This window comes from Streptomyces sp. NBC_01257, from assembly GCF_035917255.1.
Lineage (GTDB): Bacteria > Actinomycetota > Actinomycetes > Streptomycetales > Streptomycetaceae > Streptomyces.
Map to the genome: position 1 here is coordinate 2,030,169 of NZ_CP108472.1, position 16,127 is coordinate 2,046,295.

Sequence of the window (16,127 nt, forward strand, 5' to 3'; positions counted from 1 at the left end):
CACGTCAACGCTGTTGTCATAAGGTGCCCGCATGAACGCGAGCGAGCGGGTGGTGCCGGAGGGCGCGCGGCGCCGCAGGCGTCCCACCAAGCAGGGCACGGTGCTGTCCGAGGAGCTGATCGTGGAGACGGCCCTGCGGCTGATCGGCGAGCACGGGGCGGCGGCGCTCACCGTGCGCCGGCTCGGCGCCGCGCTGGGCTGCGATCCGAGCGCGCTCTACCGGTACTTCCGGGACACGGACGAGCTGCTGCTGGCGGTGGCCGACGAGTTGATCGGGCGTACGCTGCGCACCTGGCGGCAGACGGGCGACTGGCGGGCGGATCTGCGGGCGCTCGGGCTGCGGATGCACGCGGACTATTTGGCCCATCCGCAGGCGGCGTTGCTGACGTGTGCGCGGGTGACCGGGCGGACGCACGAGATCCGTTCGGTGGAGGCGATCCTCGGGGTGCTGCGGGGCGCCGGGTTCCCGGACGCCGAGGCGGTGCGGATCTACCACGTCTTCGTCGACCAGACGCTGTCGTTCGCGGCGCTGGACGCGTCGACGCTGGCGCTCCCGGAGCGGGCGAGGGCGCTGGAGGTACAGGCCTGGCCGGATGTCTACGCCCGGCAGCCGGCGGACACCCACCCGCATATCGCGGCGACCGCCCCGGTGCTGGTCGCGGAGATGAGCCGCAGCGGCTATCCGGCGGCGCTGGAGATGATGCTCGCGGCGGCCGCGGCGCGCTTGCAGCACGTGAAGCCGTAGGCGAGCGGGACAGGGCGCGCGAACACGTGGAGCCTCAGCCCGTGTTCAGGGCGCGAGCACGTCCAGTTCGTGCAGGGCGCCGACCGCGATCTCCTTGGTCAGGCGCTCGGCGCCGGCCGCGTCGCCCTCGCGGACCGCCTCGGCGAGCCGGACGTGGAGGGTGACGGCCGCCGGGTCGGGGTCCTCGAACATCACCTGGTGGTGGGTGCGGCCCGCCAGGACCTCGGCGACCACGTCGCCGAGGCGGGCGAACATCTCGTTGCCGGAGGCGTCGAGGACGATCCGGTGGAACGCGATGTCGTGTTCCAGATATCCCTCAAGCTGCTGGCCGCGCGAGGTGGCGACCATGCCGAGGGCCCGTTCGGTGAGCGCGGCGCACTGGGCCGGCGTGGCGTGGCGGGCGGCGAGCGAGGCGGCGACGGGTTCGATCGCCGAGCGCAGGACGGTCAGCGAGCGCAGCTGGCGCGGGCGGTCGGCGCCGGCCAGCCGCCACCGGATGACCTGCGGATCGTAGACGTTCCACGCCTCGGTCGGCCGCACGGTCACCCCGACCCGGCGCCGGGACTCGACCAGGTGCATGGACTCCAGGACCCGGATCACCTCCCGCACGACGGTGCGCGAGACGTCGAAGCGCTGGGCGAGCTCGTCCGTACGCAGCACCTGGCCGGGCGGATGCTCACCCGCGGCGATCTCCAGGCCCAGGGTGTCCAGCACATGTGTATGCAGCCCCTGGCCCCGTGTGGTCATGGGCCAAGCGTACGGGGGCACCCTCAGGACACCTCTGCGGGACTCCGTCTCCGGAAGCCCGCCGGGAACAAAAAGTACGACGTTTATGTCACAGCGTCTTGAATAAGTCGTACGTATGCGTTTCAGTAGCGCGACGGACCGATGTCGAGGAAGACATCGACGAAGACAGCGAGGCACCGCAATGAGCACCCCCCACGTCGTCGTGGTGATGGGCGTCGCAGGGACCGGCAAGACCACGATCGGCCCCCTGCTCGCCGCCGCACTGGGCGTCCAGTACGCCGAGGGCGACGACTTCCATCCCGCGGCGAACATCGCCAAGATGTCGGCCGGAACCCCGCTGGAGGATGCCGACCGGTGGCCCTGGCTCGACGCGATCGGGCAGTGGGCGCACGGCCGGGCGGGGCTCGGCGGCGTGGTCAGCAGCTCGGCCCTGAAGCGGGCCTACCGCGACCGGCTGCGGAGCGAGGCCCCCGGTGCCGTCTTCCTGCATCTGAGCGGCGACCGGTCGCTCATCGAGGAGCGGATGGCGGGCCGCAAGGGCCACTTCATGCCGACCGCGCTCCTCGACTCGCAGTTCGCCACCCTGCAGCCGCTCCAGGACGACGAGGCCGGCGTGGCCGTGGACGTGTCCGGCACCCCCGAGGAAATCACCCAGCGAGCCGTCGCCGCGTTGCGCCGGCTCGATAACTAAGGATCATCACCGTGACCGGTCTCAGCGTCGAGATGCTGGCAGCGGACGCCGTCGAACCCATCACTTCGGCAGGCAACGCGCAGTTGGGCATCGCCGTACTGGCGGGCATCGCCGTCATCGTTCTGCTCATCACCAAGTTCAAGATGCACGCGTTCCTCGCGCTGACCATCGGCTCGCTGGCGCTCGGCTCGTTCGCCGGCGCCGCGCCGGCGAAGACGATAGCGAGCTTCACCGCGGGCCTCGGCTCCACCGTCGCGGGCGTCGGTGTCCTGATCGCGCTCGGCGCGATCCTGGGCAAGCTGCTCGCCGACTCCGGCGGTGCGGACCAGATCGTCGACACCATCCTGGCGCGCGCCAGCGGCCGGGCGATGCCGTGGGCGATGGTCCTGATCGCCTCGATCATCGGGCTGCCGCTGTTCTTCGAGGTCGGGATCGTGCTGATGATCCCGGTGGTGCTGCTCGTCGCCAAGCGCGGCAACTACTCCCTGATGCGGATCGGCATCCCGGCCCTGGCCGGCCTCTCCGTGATGCACGGGCTGATCCCCCCGCACCCCGGCCCGCTCGTCGCGATCGACGCCCTGGGCGCCAACCTCGGCGTCACGCTGGCCCTCGGTGTGCTGGTCGCCGTCCCGACGGTGATCATCGCCGGTCCGGTCTTCTCCCGCTACGCCGCCCGCTGGGTGGACATCAAGGCGCCGGAGACGATGGTCCCGCAGCGCCCCGCGGAGGACCTGGACCGCCGGCCGAGCTTCGGCGCCACCCTGGCGACGATCCTGCTGCCGGTCGTCCTGATGCTGGTCAAGGCCCTCGTCGAGATCGTGGTCGACGACCCCGAGCAGGGGCTTCAGCGGGTCACCGACGTGATCGGCTCCCCGCTCATCGCGCTGCTCGCGGCCGTCATCGTCGGCATGTTCACGCTGGGCCGGGCCGCCGGGTTCACCAAGGCACGGCTCTCCACCACCGTGGAGAAGTCCCTCGCCCCTATCGCCGGTGTGCTGCTCATCGTGGGCGCGGGCGGCGGCTTCAAGCAGACCCTCATCGACGCCGGTGTGGGCCAGATGATCCTGGACTTCTCCGAGAACTGGTCGATCCCCGCGCTGCTGCTCGGCTGGCTGATCGCCGTCACGATCCGGCTCGCGACCGGTTCGGCGACCGTGGCCACCATCTCGGCGGCCGGTCTGGTCGCCCCCCTGGCGGCCGGCATGTCGACCTCGCACGTGGCCCTGCTGGTCCTCGCCGTCGGCGCGGGATCGCTCTTCTTCAGCCACGTCAACGACGCCGGGTTCTGGCTGGTGAAGGAGTACTTCGGGATGGACGTCGGCCAGACGGTGAAGACCTGGTCGGTGATGGAGACGATCATCTCCGTGGTCTCGCTGGCCTTCATCATGCTGCTGTCACTGATCCTCTAGCCGCTCCCCCGGCTCCCGCCACAGCGGGTGCTCGCGACGGGCCCAACGGCGCTCGACCGATCCGGTGCGCATGCCACGGCGTGCCTCCGGGTCGGCGAGCGCCATCGCGATGTGTCCGCCCAGCACGATGCCGATCGCGAGCGCCAGCCAGTCGTGGACGAACGTCGCGCCGGTCCGCCACATCAGCGGGGCGATTCCGGTGAACCACATCAGCAGCCCGGTGCCCGCCATGACGAGCACCGCTCCCGCGATCCAGGCCGCGTACAGCTTCTGTCCGGCGTTGAACTTCCCGGCCGGCCGGGCGGAGGGCCGGTGGTCACGGCGGCGCACCGCCCGCAGCCACTGCCGGTCGTGCGGCCCGAAGCGGTTGAGCCGGCCCAGATCGGCCCGCAGGGACCGCGCGAGGAGTCCCGCGAGCAGCGGTACGGGGATGAGCAGCCCGGACCATTCGTGCACGGTGACCACGAGGTGGCGGCGTCCGACGAGTTCGGCGAGCTGCGGCACGTACAGGCAGGCCGCGGTGGCCACACAGGTGAGCATCAGCGCCGACGTCGTGCGGTGCACCCACCGCACCGGCGTGCTGAACCGGCGGACCCGCCCGTCCGTCTCAGGTCGTGGGGGCATCGTCGCGGCCGTTGGACCGGCCGACCCAGGCGTCGACGTCATATCCGAGCTTCTCCCAGTAACCGGGGCGAACCGAGTCCGTGACGGTGATCCCGGAGAGCCATTTCGCCGACTTGTAGAAGTACATGGGTGCCACGTAGAGCCGGACCGGGCCGCCGTGGGAGTGGGAGACCGGCCGGTCCTGCATCCGCAGCGCGACCAGGACGTCGGCGCGGCGGGCCTGTGCGAGGGTGAGGCTCTCGCTGTAGGTGCCGTCGAAGCAGGTGAAGCGGATCGCCTTCGCCCCGGGCCTGACCCCGGCCGCGTCCAGCAGGGCGGAGAGCCGGACGCCCTCGAACGGCGTCTCGGGCACCCGCCAGCCGGTGACGCACTGGACGTCCCGCACCATCCGGGTCTGTTCCATCCCCTTCAGGGCGTCCAGGGTGTAGGTGGCCGGGCGGTCGACGAGGCCGTCGACGGTCAGCCGGTAGTCGGCCGCGCTCCGGCGCGGTACGGACGAGGCGACGGAGTAGTAGCGGAAGCCGCCGCCGTTGGGCAGCAGTCCGGTCAGTCCGGTGGGGTCCTTGTCGGAGAGCGCGCCCAGGCCCGATTCCAGCGTCCGTTGCAGGACGGGCGCGGCGACGAGTCCGGCGGCGCCGAGGCCCAGCATCGTCAGGACCAGCCGGCGGCCCACGGGGGTTCCGGTGCCGTCCGGATCGGGGCCGGAACCCCCGTGGGGCACCGGCTCGTCCTGCCCGGCGTCGGAAGAGGAACTGTTCACCCTTCGATTCGAGCACTCCGGGCGGCCGGACGCCAGGGGCGGCGGCGGTCCGTCACCGTCCCGTCAGATTCTCCCCGCTCCGGGCGGGCCGCCGGTGGCAGACTTGCGCCATGCCGAACCGTGAAGCGCTCAAGCCCTTCCTCCTCGTCTTCCCCGGTCCGCTGCGCGACCGGCTGGTCCGGGCGGTCCTCGACGGTCAGAAGGTCTCGACGACCGGACTGCTCGTGGAGTACCAGGTGGAGCAGGAGGAGCCGCCGCCCGTGGGCGAGCGGTCCGCACTCATCGACTCCGACGGGCGGGAGATCGCGGTGCTGGAGATCACGGAGGTGCGGATCCTGCGGCTCGGGGACGTCGACCTGCGGCATGTGCTCGACGAGGGCGAGGGCGACACCTCGGTGGCCGGGTGGCGTGCGGGCCACGAGCGGTTCTGGCACAGCGACGAGATGCGGGAGGCGCTCGGCGACCCGGAGTTCACGGTCGACGACGACACACTGGTGGTCGCCGAACGGTTCCGGGTCGTCGAACTGATCGACCAGGACTGATCGACCAGGACTGATCGACCGGGACTGATCCGCCGGGACCGCCCGGCCGGGACCGGCCGGCCCTCCGGCAGCGCGCGGGCCGCCGGCCCCACCGGTCAGCCCCGGTCCGGCTCCGCCGCCGCGTCCTTGGCGAGGCCCAGCCGGCGCCTGACCGCGAGCAGCCGGGGATGGCGCTCGTGGAGTTCGGCCGAGCGGCGGTCGAGCTCCTTGCCGAGGCGTTCCGTGCGCTTCTCGATGTCGAGCTCGTCCAGGATGCGGTCGACCTCGGCGAGCAGCGCCCCGTGCAGCTGCCACTTCCTGGGGTGTTCCTGGACCGCCGCGAGCAGCAGGTCCGCCACCCGGTCGCGGGTCGCCCGGCTGACCGTGAGCGCGTCGGCCAGCCGTGCCTCGGCCCCTTCGGCGTTCGCGGCGACCGGGGTGGTGATCAGGGTCGAGAAGCTCTCGGCGGCGTCCGCCAGCTGCCCGAACAGGTCCGTGAGCCCGGCGGCCACTTCGGCGGGGAAGAGGGGTTCGCCGGCCCGGTCCTTGGCCAGGTCCGTGAGGGTCCTGGCCAGCACCCGCAGCACCACGGCGCAGATCTCCAGGGTGTCGAGTCCGGTGCGCAGCACGACGCGGTAGAGCAGCCCCTGGCGCACCCGGGGGTTGAGCATGAGGCTCTCCTCTGCCTGCCGCAGCGAGGCGTCCACCGCCACGATGTCGTGGTCGATGCGGCGGGCCCGGTGCAGCCGTTCGGCCGCCTCCTCGACGGTGACCCGGCCGCCCAGGTCACCCCCCAGGTCACGGAAGAGGTCCCCCATCTCGCGGGCCAGGCCGTCGATCGACTGTCCCGCCGACTGCACCCACACGGGCGGGGCGAACAGCAGGTTGAACAGCAGGCCCACGCCCGCGCCGATCAGCGTCTCGAAGATGCGCTCCCACGCGGTGTCGGCGACCTGGGAGACGCCGAGGACCAGCATGGCGCTGATCGCCACCTCGGGGACGAACTCGTTCACCCGCACCAGCCGGCCGATGATCAGCGAGGTGAAGATGGTCAGCCCGAGGCTCCACCAGGACAGCCCGACCAGCGAACTGAACCCGCTCGCGATGAGGACGCCGACGACCACGGAGTTCACCCGTCGGATGCCCGTGGTGAGGGTCGCGTAGAGGGTGACCTGGACGACGAGCAGCGCGGTGAGCGGAGCGGTCAGGGGCGCGGGCTGCGACAGGGTCGCCGTGGCCACCGCATAGGCGATCACCGCCGCCCCCGTGGAGCGCAGGGTCTGGGCCCCCACGGGTTCGGTGGTGCGCCGGACGAGTTTGATCACGGGCTCGGCTACTCCTGGCATCTCCTTACCGTGCCCGGATCCGGCGCTCCCGCCCGGTTTCCCGCCCGAACCCCATCGGACGGACGCGCCCGAGGGCCGTCCCGCTACCCGAACCCCATCGGACGGACGCGCCCGAGGGCCGTCCCGCTACCCGACCGCCTCCGCGGCCGCCCGGCCCGCGGCCCGGCCGGAGAAGATGCAGCCGCCGAGGAAGGTGCCCTCCAGGGAGCGGTAGCCGTGCACCCCGCCGCCGCCGAACCCGGCCGCCTCACCGGCCGCGTACACCCCGGCGAGCGGGGTGCCGTCCGCGGTGAGGACCCGGGAGGACAGGTCCGTCTCCAGTCCGCCGAGCGACTTGCGGGTGAGGATGTTGAGCCGGACGGCGATCAGCGGCCCGGCCTTGGGGTCGAGGATGCGGTGCGGTGCGGCCGTACGGATCAGCTTGTCGCCGAGGTAGGTGCGGGCGCCCCTGATCGCGGTGATCTGGAGGTCCTTGGTGAACGGGTTGGCGATCTCCCGGTCGCGGGCGGTGATCTCGCGGCGCAGCTCGTCCTCGTCGATGAGCCCTTCGCCGGTCAGCGCGTTCATGCCGCGGACCAGGGCGCCGAGGTCCTTCTCGACGACGAAGTCGACGCCGTTGTCCATGAAGGCCTTCACCGGTCCGGGCACGTCCGCGCGGGCCCGGCCGATCACGTCACGGATGGACTTGCCGGTCAGATCGGGGTTCTGCTCGGAGCCGGAGAGCGCGAACTCCTTGCCGATGATCTTCTGGTCCAGGACGAACCAGGTGTAGCCGTGGCCGCTGTGCATGATGTGTTCGAGGGTGCCGAGCGTGTCGAAGCCGGGGAAGAGCGGCACGGGCAGCCGCTTGCCCCGGGCGTCCAGCCAGAGCGAGGAGGGGCCGGGGAGGATCCGGATGCCGTGCTTGGCCCAGATCGGGTTCCAGTTCTCGATGCCCTCGGTGTAGTGCCACATCCGGTCGCGGTTGATGTGGTGGGCGCCCGCGTCCTCGGTGATGCCGAGCATCAGCCCGTCGACATGGGCGGGCACGCCGGAGAGCATCTTCTCCGGCGGGGTGCCGAGCCGCTCGGGCCACTGCTTGCGGACGAGGTCGTGGTTGCCGCCGATGCCGCCGGAGGTGACGATCACCGCCTGGGCCCTGAGCTCGAAGGTGCCGGCCGTTTCCCGGCTGCTCGCGGTGCCGCGCGCCGCCGCGCTCGGCTCCAGGATCTCGCCCGTCACCGTGTCGGTCGTACCGTCGGTGCGGCCGAGTCCGGTCACCCGGTGCCGGAAGCGGAAGCTGACGAGCCCCTTGGCGACGCCCTCGCGCACCCGGCGCTCGAAGGGGGCGACGACGCCGGGGCCGGTGCCCCAGGTGATGTGGAAGCGGGGGACGGAGTTGCCGTGGCCGTTCGCGTCGTAGCCGCCGCGCTCGGCCCAGCCGACGACGGGGAAGAACCGCATGCCCTGCTGGTGCAGCCAGGAGCGCTTCTCACCGGCGGCGAAGTCGACGTACGCCTCGGCCCACTTCCGCGGCCAGTGGTCCTCCTCGCGGTCGAAGCCGGCCGTACCGAGCCAGTCCTGGAGGGCCAGCTCATGGCTGTCCTTGATCCGCATCCGGCGCTGTTCCGGCGAGTCGACGAAGAAGAGACCGCCGAAGGACCAGTGCGCCTGACCGCCGAGCGACTGCTCGGGCTCCTGGTCGAGCAGGATCACCGAACGGCCCGCGTCGACGAGTTCCGCGGTGGCGACCAGCCCCGCGAGTCCCGCCCCGATCACGATCACATCAGCGTCGTACGCCATGGGTTCCATCCTTGTCGGGGCGACCGGGCCGTTGTCCGGCGGAGGGACCGCAGGTCACCCGTGCGGCCGCTCGCGAAGTTACTCGTGCGTCAGATCTTCGGCACCGGCCGCCCCGGCGTCAACCGCCCGGTCGGCCGCACTCCGGCCGCACCGGCGGCCCCCAGGCGCTATCGTCGAAACAAATCACCCTCTTCCGGCCTGACTTGGGGTGGACAAGCGTGTCGGTGCTGGTCCTGGTGCTCGCCGTGAGCGCCGCCTGCTGCCTGGGGTTCGGCTTCGTGCTGCAACAGGCCGCCGCCAGCCACGCCCCGAGGAGCGACTACCTCTCGCCCCGGCTGCTGCTCGACCTGATGCGGGTGCGCAGCTGGCTCGCCGGTATCGGTCTGATGGTCTGCGGCATGGTGCTGGGCGCGCTGGCCCTGGGCAAGGGCGAGGTCTCCGTCGTCGAGCCGCTCCTGGCGACCAATCTGCTCTTCGCGATGGCCCTGTCCCGTCACCGCACCGGGCAGCGGCTGGGCCGGCAGGGCTGGGCCGGGCTCTGGCTGCTGGCCGGCGGGGTCGCCGCCTTCCTGGTGGCGGGCGAGCCGAAGGGCGGGCAGGCGGTGTCGAGTCCGCTGCGGCACTGGCTGGTGATCGGTGTGGTGGTGGGCCTGGCGCTGCTGCTGACCGCGTTCGCGAAGCGGTCACGGTCGGGGTTGTCCCCGGCGCTGCTCGCGGTGGCGGCGGGGCTGCTGTACGGCCTCCAGGACGCCCTCACCCGGGTCAGCGGCGAGCGGTTCTCGGACGGGGGCTGGGCCGGGCTCGTCACGGGCTGGCAGCCGTACGCGGTGCTGGTGCTGGGGGTGACGGGGCTGATCCTCGTACAGAGCGCGTTCGAAACGGGTCCATTGCGGATGTCGCTGCCGGCCCTGACCGCGGCCCAGCCGCTGGCCGGGATCGCCTGCGGGATCGGGTTCCTGGGCGACCAGGTGCGGACCGACACCGGCGCCCTGGCCTGGCAGGCGGCCGGGCTCGCGGCGATCGTGGGCGGGATCGTGCTGCTCGGGCTGCACCCGGCGATGCCGGAGGGGCCGGTGGGCGGACGCCGCTCGCAGAGCCTCCAGCCGCACTGAGCGACGCCCGGCAGACGCACCCCGCGGCCCACCGGAAGATGTCCCGTTCCTCACAGTCGTCCGCCCGGCGTAGCAATTAATAATGGCCAGCATTACATTGGCGTCATGGCGAGAACGTCGGGACAGTCGGGACAACAGACCAGGGACAAGCTGATCCGTGCGGCCGAGGAGATCTTCGCGGCGCAGGGCACGGACGGCGCGCAGCTGCGCGACATCGTCGCCCTGGCGGGTCAGAGCAACCCCTCCGCGGTGCAGTACCACTTCGGTTCCCGGGCCGGGCTGCTCGACGCCGTGATGGCCGGCCGCCAGGAGCGCACCGAGCGGGTCGTCGCACCGCTGCTGGGCTCGCTCCCCGACGACTGCGGTGTACGGGACCTGCTCACCGCGCTGGTGACGGCGGAGGCGAGCCTGCTCGCCGACGACCGGGGCCGCCGCTGTCTGCGGATCTCGGCCGGGCTCAGCCATGAGACCGGGCTGCGGACCGGCCGGCCGCACCCCGCGCTGGACGGCACGGCCTACGGCCGGCTGATCGGCCGGATCGGGGACCGCCTGAGCGCGCTGCCGGAGCCCGTCCGGCTGGAGCGGCTCGATCTGGCACTCACCCTGATCGGCGCGGCGCTGGCCGACCGGGCCCGCCAGGGTCTCGACGGCACCCGGCCGCTGACCGGCCAGGAACTCTTCCTCGCCGACCTCGTCGGCAGCACCACCGCGTTCCTGCACGCCCCCGCGCCGCACGGCGCGTGAACCACCCGCACCGCACGAAGCAAGAAGGACATGTCATGACCGACAAGAACAGCCTCACCGGCCGGACCGTCATCGTCACCGGCGCCGCCCGCGGCCTCGGCGCCGAGGCCGCCCGCCTCGCCGTGGCCGCCGGCGCCGATGTGGTGATCACCGACGTGCTGGACGAGGAGGGCGCGGCCACCGCCGCCGGGCTCGGGCCGAAGGCCCGCTTCCTCCACCACGACGTGACCTCCGAGGAGGACTGGCAGCGCGTCGCCGAGTTCACCCTCGCCGAGTTCGGACGGATCGACGGCCTGGTCAACAACGCGGGCGTCTCGACCGGCCAGCCGCTGGAGACCGAGACGGTCGAGCACTTCCGCAAGGTCATCGACATCAACCTGACGGCCGTCTTCATCGGCATGAAGACGGTGATCCCGGTGATGAAGGAGAACGGCGGCGGCTCGATCGTCAACATCTCCTCGGCGGCCGGTCTCATGGGCCTGGCCCTGACCTCCAGCTACGGCGCGTCGAAGTGGGGCGTGCGCGGGCTGACGAAGGTCGGCGCGGTGGAGCTCGGCACCGCGCGGATACGGGTGAACTCGGTGCACCCCGGCATGGTGTACACACCCATGACGGCCTCGGTGGGCATCCGGCAGGGCGAGGGCAACTACCCCAACACCCCGATGGGCCGGGTCGGCGAGGCCGGTGAGATCGGGGAGGCCGTCGTCTTCCTGCTCTCGGACGCCGCCTCGTACGTCACCGGTGCCGAACTCGCCGTGGACGGCGGCTGGACCACCGGCCCGACCGTCAGGTACGTCATGGGGCAGTGAGCCCCGTCGGAGGTCTGCTGTTGGATGAAGGGCATGAATCCTTCTGACGAGATCCTGGACATCGTCGACGAGAACGACGTGGTGGTGGGGCAGGCCCCGCGCGGTGAGGCGACCGCGCGGGGCCTGCGCCACCGCTGTGTGTTCATCGAGGCCCGGGACGCCGAGGGCCGGATCTTCGTGCACCGCAGGACCGCCACCAAACTGGTCTTCCCCTCCCACTACGACATGTTCGTCGGCGGGGTCGTCGGCGCCGGTGAGTCCTACGGCGAGGCGGCGCTGCGGGAGGCCGAGGAGGAGCTGGGGGTGTCCGGACTCCCCCGGCCCGAGCCCCTGTTCAAGTTCCTCTACGAGGGCGGCGGCCACACCTGGTGGTCGTACGTCTACCGGGTACGGTGCGAGCTGCCGGTGAGTCCGCAGGTGGAGGAGGTCGCCTGGCACACCTTCCTGACGGACGCCGAGCTGGAGCGGCGCCTCGGCGAGTGGGAGTGGGTGCCGGACGGCCTGGAAGCCTACCGACGTCTCCGGGCGTTCCGGGAATCATCCTGAACCGGCCGGGGATGCCCGCCAAAGCGGCAGATAAGGTCCGTACGTGAACGATTTTGTGCAGAGTCTGCGGCTGTGGTTCGCGCCGCAGCGCATCCGTGACGAGGGCGACACCCCCGACTACCGCTTCTCGCTCGCCAACGAGCGGACCTTCCTCGCCTGGATCCGGACGGCTCTCGCACTGATCGGGGGCGGTTTCGCGGTCGACCAGTTCCTGCCGGAGCTGTCCTGGGGCGTCCGTGCGGGTCTGGCACTCGCGCTGCTGGCGGCCGGCGTGCTGTGCGCGCTGCGGGCCGTCAACCACTGGGTGCGGTGCGAGCGGGCGATGCGGCGCGGGGAGGACCTGCCGGTGTCCCGCTTCCCGACACTGCTGAGCCTGGCCGTGGCCGTGGTGGCCGTGGCGATGGTGGTGGTGGTCCTGTTCGGCTGGGAGGGCCGGTGACCGCCGCGGAGCGCGACCCGGGGCTCCAGCCCGAGCGGACGCGCCTCGCGTGGCGGCGTACGACGCTGTCCTGCACGGTGGTCGCGCTGCTGGCGGGCAAACAGGCGCTGCACGGCGGCGTCGGCACGGCCGGGGTCGTCGCCCTGTCGCTGAGCGCGCTCGCCTGGCTGGGCTTCCTGCGGGTGGCGAACCGGCGGGTGCAGGGCATGGGCACCGCGCGCCCGCGGCCGCTCGCGCCGCGGGCGGCGCTGGCGGCCGCGGCCTGCACGGTCGCGCTGGCCGTGTTCGCCGCCGCGATGCTCTTCTGAGCTCGCGCGGGCCCACGGGACAGGCCTGAGGCACCGGGCCGGTCAGCCCTCCTCCCAGTCCACGGAGACGACGATCTTGCCCCGGGTGCGGCCCTGCTCGTTGAGCCGGTAGGCGTCCGCGGCCTCCGCCAGCGGGAAGACCCGGTCGACGTGGACCGAGACGATGCCGCGCTCGGCCAGCTCCGCCAGGTGGGCCAGGTCCTTGGCGTCCGGCCGCACGAAGGCGTACTTGCCGCCGTACGAGATGACCTCGCCGTCCGCGATCGAGGCCAGCCTGCCGTCCGGCGCGAGGGTCTCGGCGGACACCCGCAGCGCTTCGCCGCCCACGGTGTCGAAGGCCGCGTCGATCCCGTCGGGGGCCAGGGCGCGCAGCCGGTCGGCGAGCCCTTCCCCGTACGCCACGGGTTCCGCGCCGAACGCCCGCAGGTGCTCGTGGTTGCGCTCGCTCGCGGTCCCGATGACCCGGCAGCCGCCGTGCCGGGCGAGCTGGACGGCGAGCGAGCCGACACCGCCCGCCGCGGCGTGCACGAGGACGGTGTCGCCGTCGCGGATCCGCAGCGACCGGTGGAGCACCTGGTAGGCGGTGAGCCCGGCCAGGGGCAGTCCGGCGGCCTCCTCGAAGCTCAGGCTCAGCGGTTTGCGGGCGAGGGTGCGCACCGGGGCGGCGACGTACTCGGCGAACGTGCCGCGGCTCAGGAAGTCCTCCCGCACGTAGCCGATGACCTCGTCGCCGACCGCGAACTCGTCGACGGCGGCGCCCGGCTGCACCACGACACCGGACACGTCCCAGCCCGGGATCACCGGGAAGACCGCTTCGAGTCCGGCGTCGAGATAGCCCTCCCGGGCCTTCCAGTCGACCGGGTTGACCGCCGCGGCCCGCACCTTCACCAGGACGGTGTCGGGGCCGACCTTGGGGTCGGGCCGCTCGCCGTACTCCATGACCTCGGCCCCGCCGTAGCTGCTGTAGCTGATCGCCTTCATCCTTCGACCATCGAGCCGGGTCAGGAGCGGCGCAAGTCAGGTCATGCGGTGGCGGCCGCGAAGGGCGGCAGCAGGGTGCGGGGGTCGTGGCCGGAGTGCCAGAGCCCGATGAGGAAGGCCGTGGTGGCCTCCAGGTACGCGGCCCGGTCGAGCCCGCCCACCGGCAGCGGCACGCAGCCCAGATCGCGGACCAGCGCCGCCACGGTCTCCAGCGCGTCCGCGTCGTCGCCGCACAGCGGCACGGAGAGCGGGCCGTCGGCGAAGGCGGGCGGGGTGAGCCGCCAGACCGTGTCCGGCAGGTGGTTGAACGCCTTGACGACCCGGGCGCCGGTGGCGTCGGCGAGGGTGCGCGCGGCGCCGGGGCCGCCCTCGGTGGTCAGGACGAAGCCGGGTCCCACCGCGTTGGTGCAGTCGATCAGCACCCGGTCGCGCAGCGTCCCGTCCGCGGCGGCGAGCGCCGTGACGGCGTCGAGCGCGGCGTCGTAGGGCAGTGCGAGGAGCAGCACGGAGCCGAACGAGACGGCCTCCTCGAAGGTGCCCGAGGCGCTGCCCGTCCGGTCGGCGAGGGCGCGGGCCCGGACGGCCGAGCGGCCCGCGAAGAGGAGCTGGTGTCCGGCCCCGGCCCATTGGGTGCCGAGGGCCTGGGCCATGTTGCCCGTACCGAGAACGCCGATGCGCATATCCGTCTCCCTGGCGAGTGTCCGCGAAGTAGCGTCGTGCCGTGGAAGGTGACGGTAGGAAATCCGTTGCTGACCGTCCGGTGCCCATCGGGCGCCGCGGGGAGGAGAGAGCTGTGGAGCGGCTGCTCGCGGACTGCCGGGCGAGGCTCGGTTTCGATCTGTTCGCGCACACCTGGAACGCGGTGGTCATCCACGCGCTGGGCGGGGGACCGCGCCGGCCGGTCGACCTCCGCGCGGAGATCGGCGGGATCAGCGCGAAGGTGCTCAACGAGACGCTGCGCCGGCTGGCGGGGTACGGGCTGGTGGAGCGCCGGGCGTACGCGGAGGCGCCGCCGCGCGTCGAGTACGCGCTGACCGGGCTCGGCCGGACGCTGCTGGAGCCGATCGAGGCGCTCGGGCGGTGGTCGGCGGAGCACGGCGACGCGTTCGTGGCGGCACAGGACTGGGACGACTGAGCCCCGACGGGACGGGGCCGGTGCGGGCCCCGTCCGGTCCCTCACCAGCGCGGGATCGTGGGCGTGGCCCAGCCCGGCTCGCCCTTGCGCATCGCGGCGGCGTCGTCACGCTCGCGCATGCCGCCGTCGTCGTCGAGCCAGCGGCGGTGCAGCACGGCCAGGCGTTCCCGGTCGAGTTCGACGCCGAGGCCGGGGGCGTCGGAGACGGTCAGCCGGCCGTCCTCGAAGACATGGCGGGTGGTGATGACGTCCTCGGTCTGCCAGGGGTAGTGGCTGTCGCAGGCGTAGTCGAGGTTGGGGACGGTGGCCGCGACGTGCGTCATCGCGGCGAGGCTGATCCCGAGGTGGGTGTTGGAGTGCATGGAGAGCCCGACGCCGTAGGTGCGGCAGATCCCGGCCAGTTCGCGGGTGCGGTGCAGTCCGCCCCAGTAGTGGTGGTCGGAGAGGACGACCTGGACGGCGTCACGGGCGAAGGCCTCGGGGACCTCGGCCAGCGTGGTGACGCACATGTTCGTGGCCAGCGGCACATCGGTGCCGGCCGCGACGGCGGCCATCAGCTCCGTGCCGCTCGCCGGGTCCTCCAGGTATTCGAGTACGTCCTTCAGCTGCTCGGCGACGTACAGCGAGGTCTCCACCGACCAGGCGCCGTTGGGATCGAGGCGCAGCGGCTGCCCGGGGAAGGCGTCGGCGAGCGCGCGGACCGCGGCGATCTCCTCCTCCGGCGGGAAGACCCCGCCCTTCAGCTTGAAGGAGCTGAAGCCGTAGGTACGGGCGAAGCGCCGGGCCTGGGCGACGACTCCGGCCGGGTCGACGGCGGCGCCCCAGTCGTCCCGCTCGCCGCCGTCCGGATGCTCGGCCCAGCGGTAGAACAGGTACGCGCTGTACTCGACGCTGTCGCGGACCTTGCCGCCGAGCAGCGCGTGCACCGGCAGGCCGAGGGTCTTGCCCAGGGCGTCCAGGCAGGCCACCTCGAAGGCGGAGACGACCGAGAGCCGCAGCTTGTCCGCGGTCTGGACGCCGCGCAGCCCGCCCGCGTCGACCCGCTCGTCGGCCGCGCGTGAGTCGCCGCACACCTCGTCGGCCAGGGCGAAGAGGCCGTTCACATCGCTGACCGGGCGTCCGGCCAGGGCGGTGGCGAGCGGCTGCGCCAGTTCGAGGTACTTGCCGTCGCCGTAGGTCTCCCCGATGCCGGTCACCCCGCCGCGCGTGACGACCTCCACGATGAGCCGCGGGGTGTACGGCTGGTGGACGCCCTGGGTGTTGAGGAGCGGCGGGTCGGCGATGAGGATCGGGGTCAGCCGGACTTCGTCGATCAACCATGCTGTGTTCATACGTGAACTCTATTCAGGGATACGACTGAAGGCCAGAGTCCGGCCACCATGCGGACCGGGATTCCGCACATTCCGTTCCCGGAGTTCACTGGACGAC

At 72.2% G+C, this 16,127-nt stretch carries 19 protein-coding genes; 11 read left to right on the plus strand and 8 right to left on the minus strand.

The genetic code is table 11. The annotated features are described in order from the left end of the window. The first annotated feature begins 31 nt into the window (after positions 1 to 31). The gene (locus OG408_RS08385; RefSeq protein ID WP_266776985.1) at positions 32 to 745 is read left to right on the plus strand and encodes a TetR/AcrR family transcriptional regulator; all 714 of its coding nucleotides are present in this window, start codon (positions 32 to 34) and stop codon (positions 743 to 745) included. Between the two features lie 45 nt (positions 746 to 790). On the opposite strand, the gene OG408_RS08390 is transcribed toward OG408_RS08385, so the two are convergent. Further along, a complete protein-coding gene (locus OG408_RS08390; protein ID WP_266776987.1) occupies positions 791 to 1,492 on the minus strand; it encodes a FadR/GntR family transcriptional regulator in 702 nt (233 codons plus the stop codon). A 181-nt stretch (positions 1,493 to 1,673) separates the two neighbouring features. Here OG408_RS08390 and OG408_RS08395 point away from each other — a divergent pair, with 181 nt between their 5' ends. Continuing rightward, entirely contained in the window at positions 1,674 to 2,183 is a 510-nt protein-coding gene (locus OG408_RS08395; RefSeq protein WP_285572554.1) for a gluconokinase, read from the plus strand. Positions 2,184 to 2,194: 11 nt separating this feature from the next. Continuing rightward, on the plus strand, positions 2,195 to 3,592 hold the full coding sequence (locus OG408_RS08400; RefSeq protein ID WP_266776991.1) for a GntP family permease: 1,398 nt from the start codon (positions 2,195 to 2,197) through the stop codon (positions 3,590 to 3,592). Here OG408_RS08400 and OG408_RS08405 read toward each other — a convergent pair. Beyond that, complete coding sequence (locus tag OG408_RS08405; RefSeq protein ID WP_266776993.1) at positions 3,578 to 4,216, minus strand: cytochrome b/b6 domain-containing protein; 639 nt, start codon at positions 4,214 to 4,216, stop codon at positions 3,578 to 3,580. The genes OG408_RS08400 and OG408_RS08405 overlap by 15 nt on opposite strands. Then, positions 4,200 to 4,976, minus strand: a complete 777-nt coding sequence (locus tag OG408_RS08410) for a molybdopterin-dependent oxidoreductase (RefSeq protein ID WP_405402486.1) — start codon at positions 4,974 to 4,976, stop codon at positions 4,200 to 4,202. The genes OG408_RS08405 and OG408_RS08410 overlap by 17 nt, the downstream gene beginning before the upstream one ends. A gap of 110 nt (positions 4,977 to 5,086) precedes the next feature. Here OG408_RS08410 and OG408_RS08415 point away from each other — a divergent pair, with 110 nt between their 5' ends. Beyond that, on the plus strand, positions 5,087 to 5,518 hold the full coding sequence (locus OG408_RS08415; protein ID WP_266776995.1) for an ASCH domain-containing protein: 432 nt from the start codon (positions 5,087 to 5,089) through the stop codon (positions 5,516 to 5,518). Positions 5,519 to 5,613: 95 nt separating this feature from the next. On the opposite strand, the gene OG408_RS08420 is transcribed toward OG408_RS08415, so the two are convergent. Both OG408_RS08420 and OG408_RS08425 read right to left on the minus strand, forming a co-directional pair. Then, positions 5,614 to 6,843, minus strand: coding sequence for an FUSC family protein (locus OG408_RS08420; RefSeq protein WP_266776997.1), 1,230 nt, complete (start codon positions 6,841 to 6,843; stop codon positions 5,614 to 5,616). Between the two features lie 126 nt (positions 6,844 to 6,969). Then, positions 6,970 to 8,625, minus strand: a complete 1,656-nt coding sequence (locus OG408_RS08425) for an FAD-binding dehydrogenase (RefSeq protein WP_266776999.1) — start codon at positions 8,623 to 8,625, stop codon at positions 6,970 to 6,972. Positions 8,626 to 8,843: 218 nt separating this feature from the next. Here OG408_RS08425 and OG408_RS08430 point away from each other — a divergent pair, with 218 nt between their 5' ends. From OG408_RS08430 to OG408_RS08455, 6 genes are all read left to right on the plus strand, one after another. Then, the gene (locus tag OG408_RS08430) at positions 8,844 to 9,737 is read left to right on the plus strand and encodes a DMT family transporter (protein ID WP_266777001.1); all 894 of its coding nucleotides are present in this window, start codon (positions 8,844 to 8,846) and stop codon (positions 9,735 to 9,737) included. 105 nt (positions 9,738 to 9,842) lie between these two features. Beyond that, a complete protein-coding gene (locus tag OG408_RS08435) occupies positions 9,843 to 10,481 on the plus strand; it encodes a TetR/AcrR family transcriptional regulator (RefSeq protein WP_266777003.1) in 639 nt (212 codons plus the stop codon). Between the two features lie 35 nt (positions 10,482 to 10,516). Next, positions 10,517 to 11,290, plus strand: coding sequence for a glucose 1-dehydrogenase (locus OG408_RS08440; protein ID WP_285572547.1), 774 nt, complete (start codon positions 10,517 to 10,519; stop codon positions 11,288 to 11,290). 33 nt (positions 11,291 to 11,323) lie between these two features. Further along, positions 11,324 to 11,836 (plus strand): NUDIX domain-containing protein, encoded by a 513-nt coding sequence (locus tag OG408_RS08445; protein ID WP_326669169.1) that lies wholly within the window; start codon positions 11,324 to 11,326, stop codon positions 11,834 to 11,836. Positions 11,837 to 11,879: 43 nt separating this feature from the next. After that, positions 11,880 to 12,275 (plus strand): YidH family protein, encoded by a 396-nt coding sequence (locus tag OG408_RS08450; RefSeq protein WP_266777009.1) that lies wholly within the window; start codon positions 11,880 to 11,882, stop codon positions 12,273 to 12,275. Continuing rightward, a complete protein-coding gene (locus OG408_RS08455) occupies positions 12,272 to 12,583 on the plus strand; it encodes a DUF202 domain-containing protein (protein WP_266777011.1) in 312 nt (103 codons plus the stop codon). The genes OG408_RS08450 and OG408_RS08455 overlap by 4 nt, the downstream gene beginning before the upstream one ends. 42 nt (positions 12,584 to 12,625) lie before the next feature. Here OG408_RS08455 and OG408_RS08460 read toward each other — a convergent pair whose 3' ends face one another. Both OG408_RS08460 and OG408_RS08465 read right to left on the minus strand, forming a co-directional pair. Beyond that, positions 12,626 to 13,564: an NADP-dependent oxidoreductase gene (locus tag OG408_RS08460; protein ID WP_326669173.1), complete on the minus strand. Its 939-nt coding sequence runs from the start codon at positions 13,562 to 13,564 to the stop codon at positions 12,626 to 12,628. Between the two features lie 41 nt (positions 13,565 to 13,605). Continuing rightward, the gene (locus tag OG408_RS08465) at positions 13,606 to 14,244 is read right to left on the minus strand and encodes an NADPH-dependent F420 reductase (protein ID WP_326669175.1); all 639 of its coding nucleotides are present in this window, start codon (positions 14,242 to 14,244) and stop codon (positions 13,606 to 13,608) included. Between the two features lie 113 nt (positions 14,245 to 14,357). Between OG408_RS08465 and OG408_RS08470 the strand changes: the two genes are divergently transcribed. Then, a complete protein-coding gene (locus tag OG408_RS08470) occupies positions 14,358 to 14,699 on the plus strand; it encodes a winged helix-turn-helix transcriptional regulator (RefSeq protein WP_266777017.1) in 342 nt (113 codons plus the stop codon). A 41-nt stretch (positions 14,700 to 14,740) separates the two neighbouring features. Here OG408_RS08470 and OG408_RS08475 read toward each other — a convergent pair whose 3' ends face one another. Beyond that, a complete protein-coding gene (locus OG408_RS08475; RefSeq protein ID WP_285572535.1) occupies positions 14,741 to 16,030 on the minus strand; it encodes a glucarate dehydratase family protein in 1,290 nt (429 codons plus the stop codon). Positions 16,031 to 16,127 lie beyond the last annotated feature (97 nt).

What these genes read in the sequence shown, in the direction of transcription:
- OG408_RS08465 (WP_326669175.1), bottom strand. Translation starts at nt 14,244, where the DNA reads ATGCGCATCGGCGTTCTCGGTACGGGCAACATGGCCCAGGCCCTCGGC.
- OG408_RS08415 (WP_266776995.1), top strand. Translation starts at nt 5,087, where the DNA reads ATGCCGAACCGTGAAGCGCTCAAGCCCTTCCTCCTCGTCTTCCCCGGT.
- OG408_RS08390 (WP_266776987.1), bottom strand. Translation starts at nt 1,492, where the DNA reads ATGACCACACGGGGCCAGGGGCTGCATACACATGTGCTGGACACCCTG.
- OG408_RS08440 (WP_285572547.1), top strand. Translation starts at nt 10,517, where the DNA reads ATGACCGACAAGAACAGCCTCACCGGCCGGACCGTCATCGTCACCGGC.
- OG408_RS08475 (WP_285572535.1), bottom strand. Translation starts at nt 16,030, where the DNA reads ATGAACACAGCATGGTTGATCGACGAAGTCCGGCTGACCCCGATCCTC.
- OG408_RS08420 (WP_266776997.1), bottom strand. Translation starts at nt 6,843, where the DNA reads ATGCCAGGAGTAGCCGAGCCCGTGATCAAACTCGTCCGGCGCACCACC.
- OG408_RS08435 (WP_266777003.1), top strand. Translation starts at nt 9,843, where the DNA reads ATGGCGAGAACGTCGGGACAGTCGGGACAACAGACCAGGGACAAGCTG.
- OG408_RS08460 (WP_326669173.1), bottom strand. Translation starts at nt 13,564, where the DNA reads ATGAAGGCGATCAGCTACAGCAGCTACGGCGGGGCCGAGGTCATGGAG.
- OG408_RS08395 (WP_285572554.1), top strand. Translation starts at nt 1,674, where the DNA reads ATGAGCACCCCCCACGTCGTCGTGGTGATGGGCGTCGCAGGGACCGGC.
- OG408_RS08385 (WP_266776985.1), top strand. Translation starts at nt 32, where the DNA reads ATGAACGCGAGCGAGCGGGTGGTGCCGGAGGGCGCGCGGCGCCGCAGG.
- OG408_RS08445 (WP_326669169.1), top strand. Translation starts at nt 11,324, where the DNA reads ATGAATCCTTCTGACGAGATCCTGGACATCGTCGACGAGAACGACGTG.
- OG408_RS08405 (WP_266776993.1), bottom strand. Translation starts at nt 4,216, where the DNA reads ATGCCCCCACGACCTGAGACGGACGGGCGGGTCCGCCGGTTCAGCACG.
- OG408_RS08425 (WP_266776999.1), bottom strand. Translation starts at nt 8,625, where the DNA reads ATGGCGTACGACGCTGATGTGATCGTGATCGGGGCGGGACTCGCGGGG.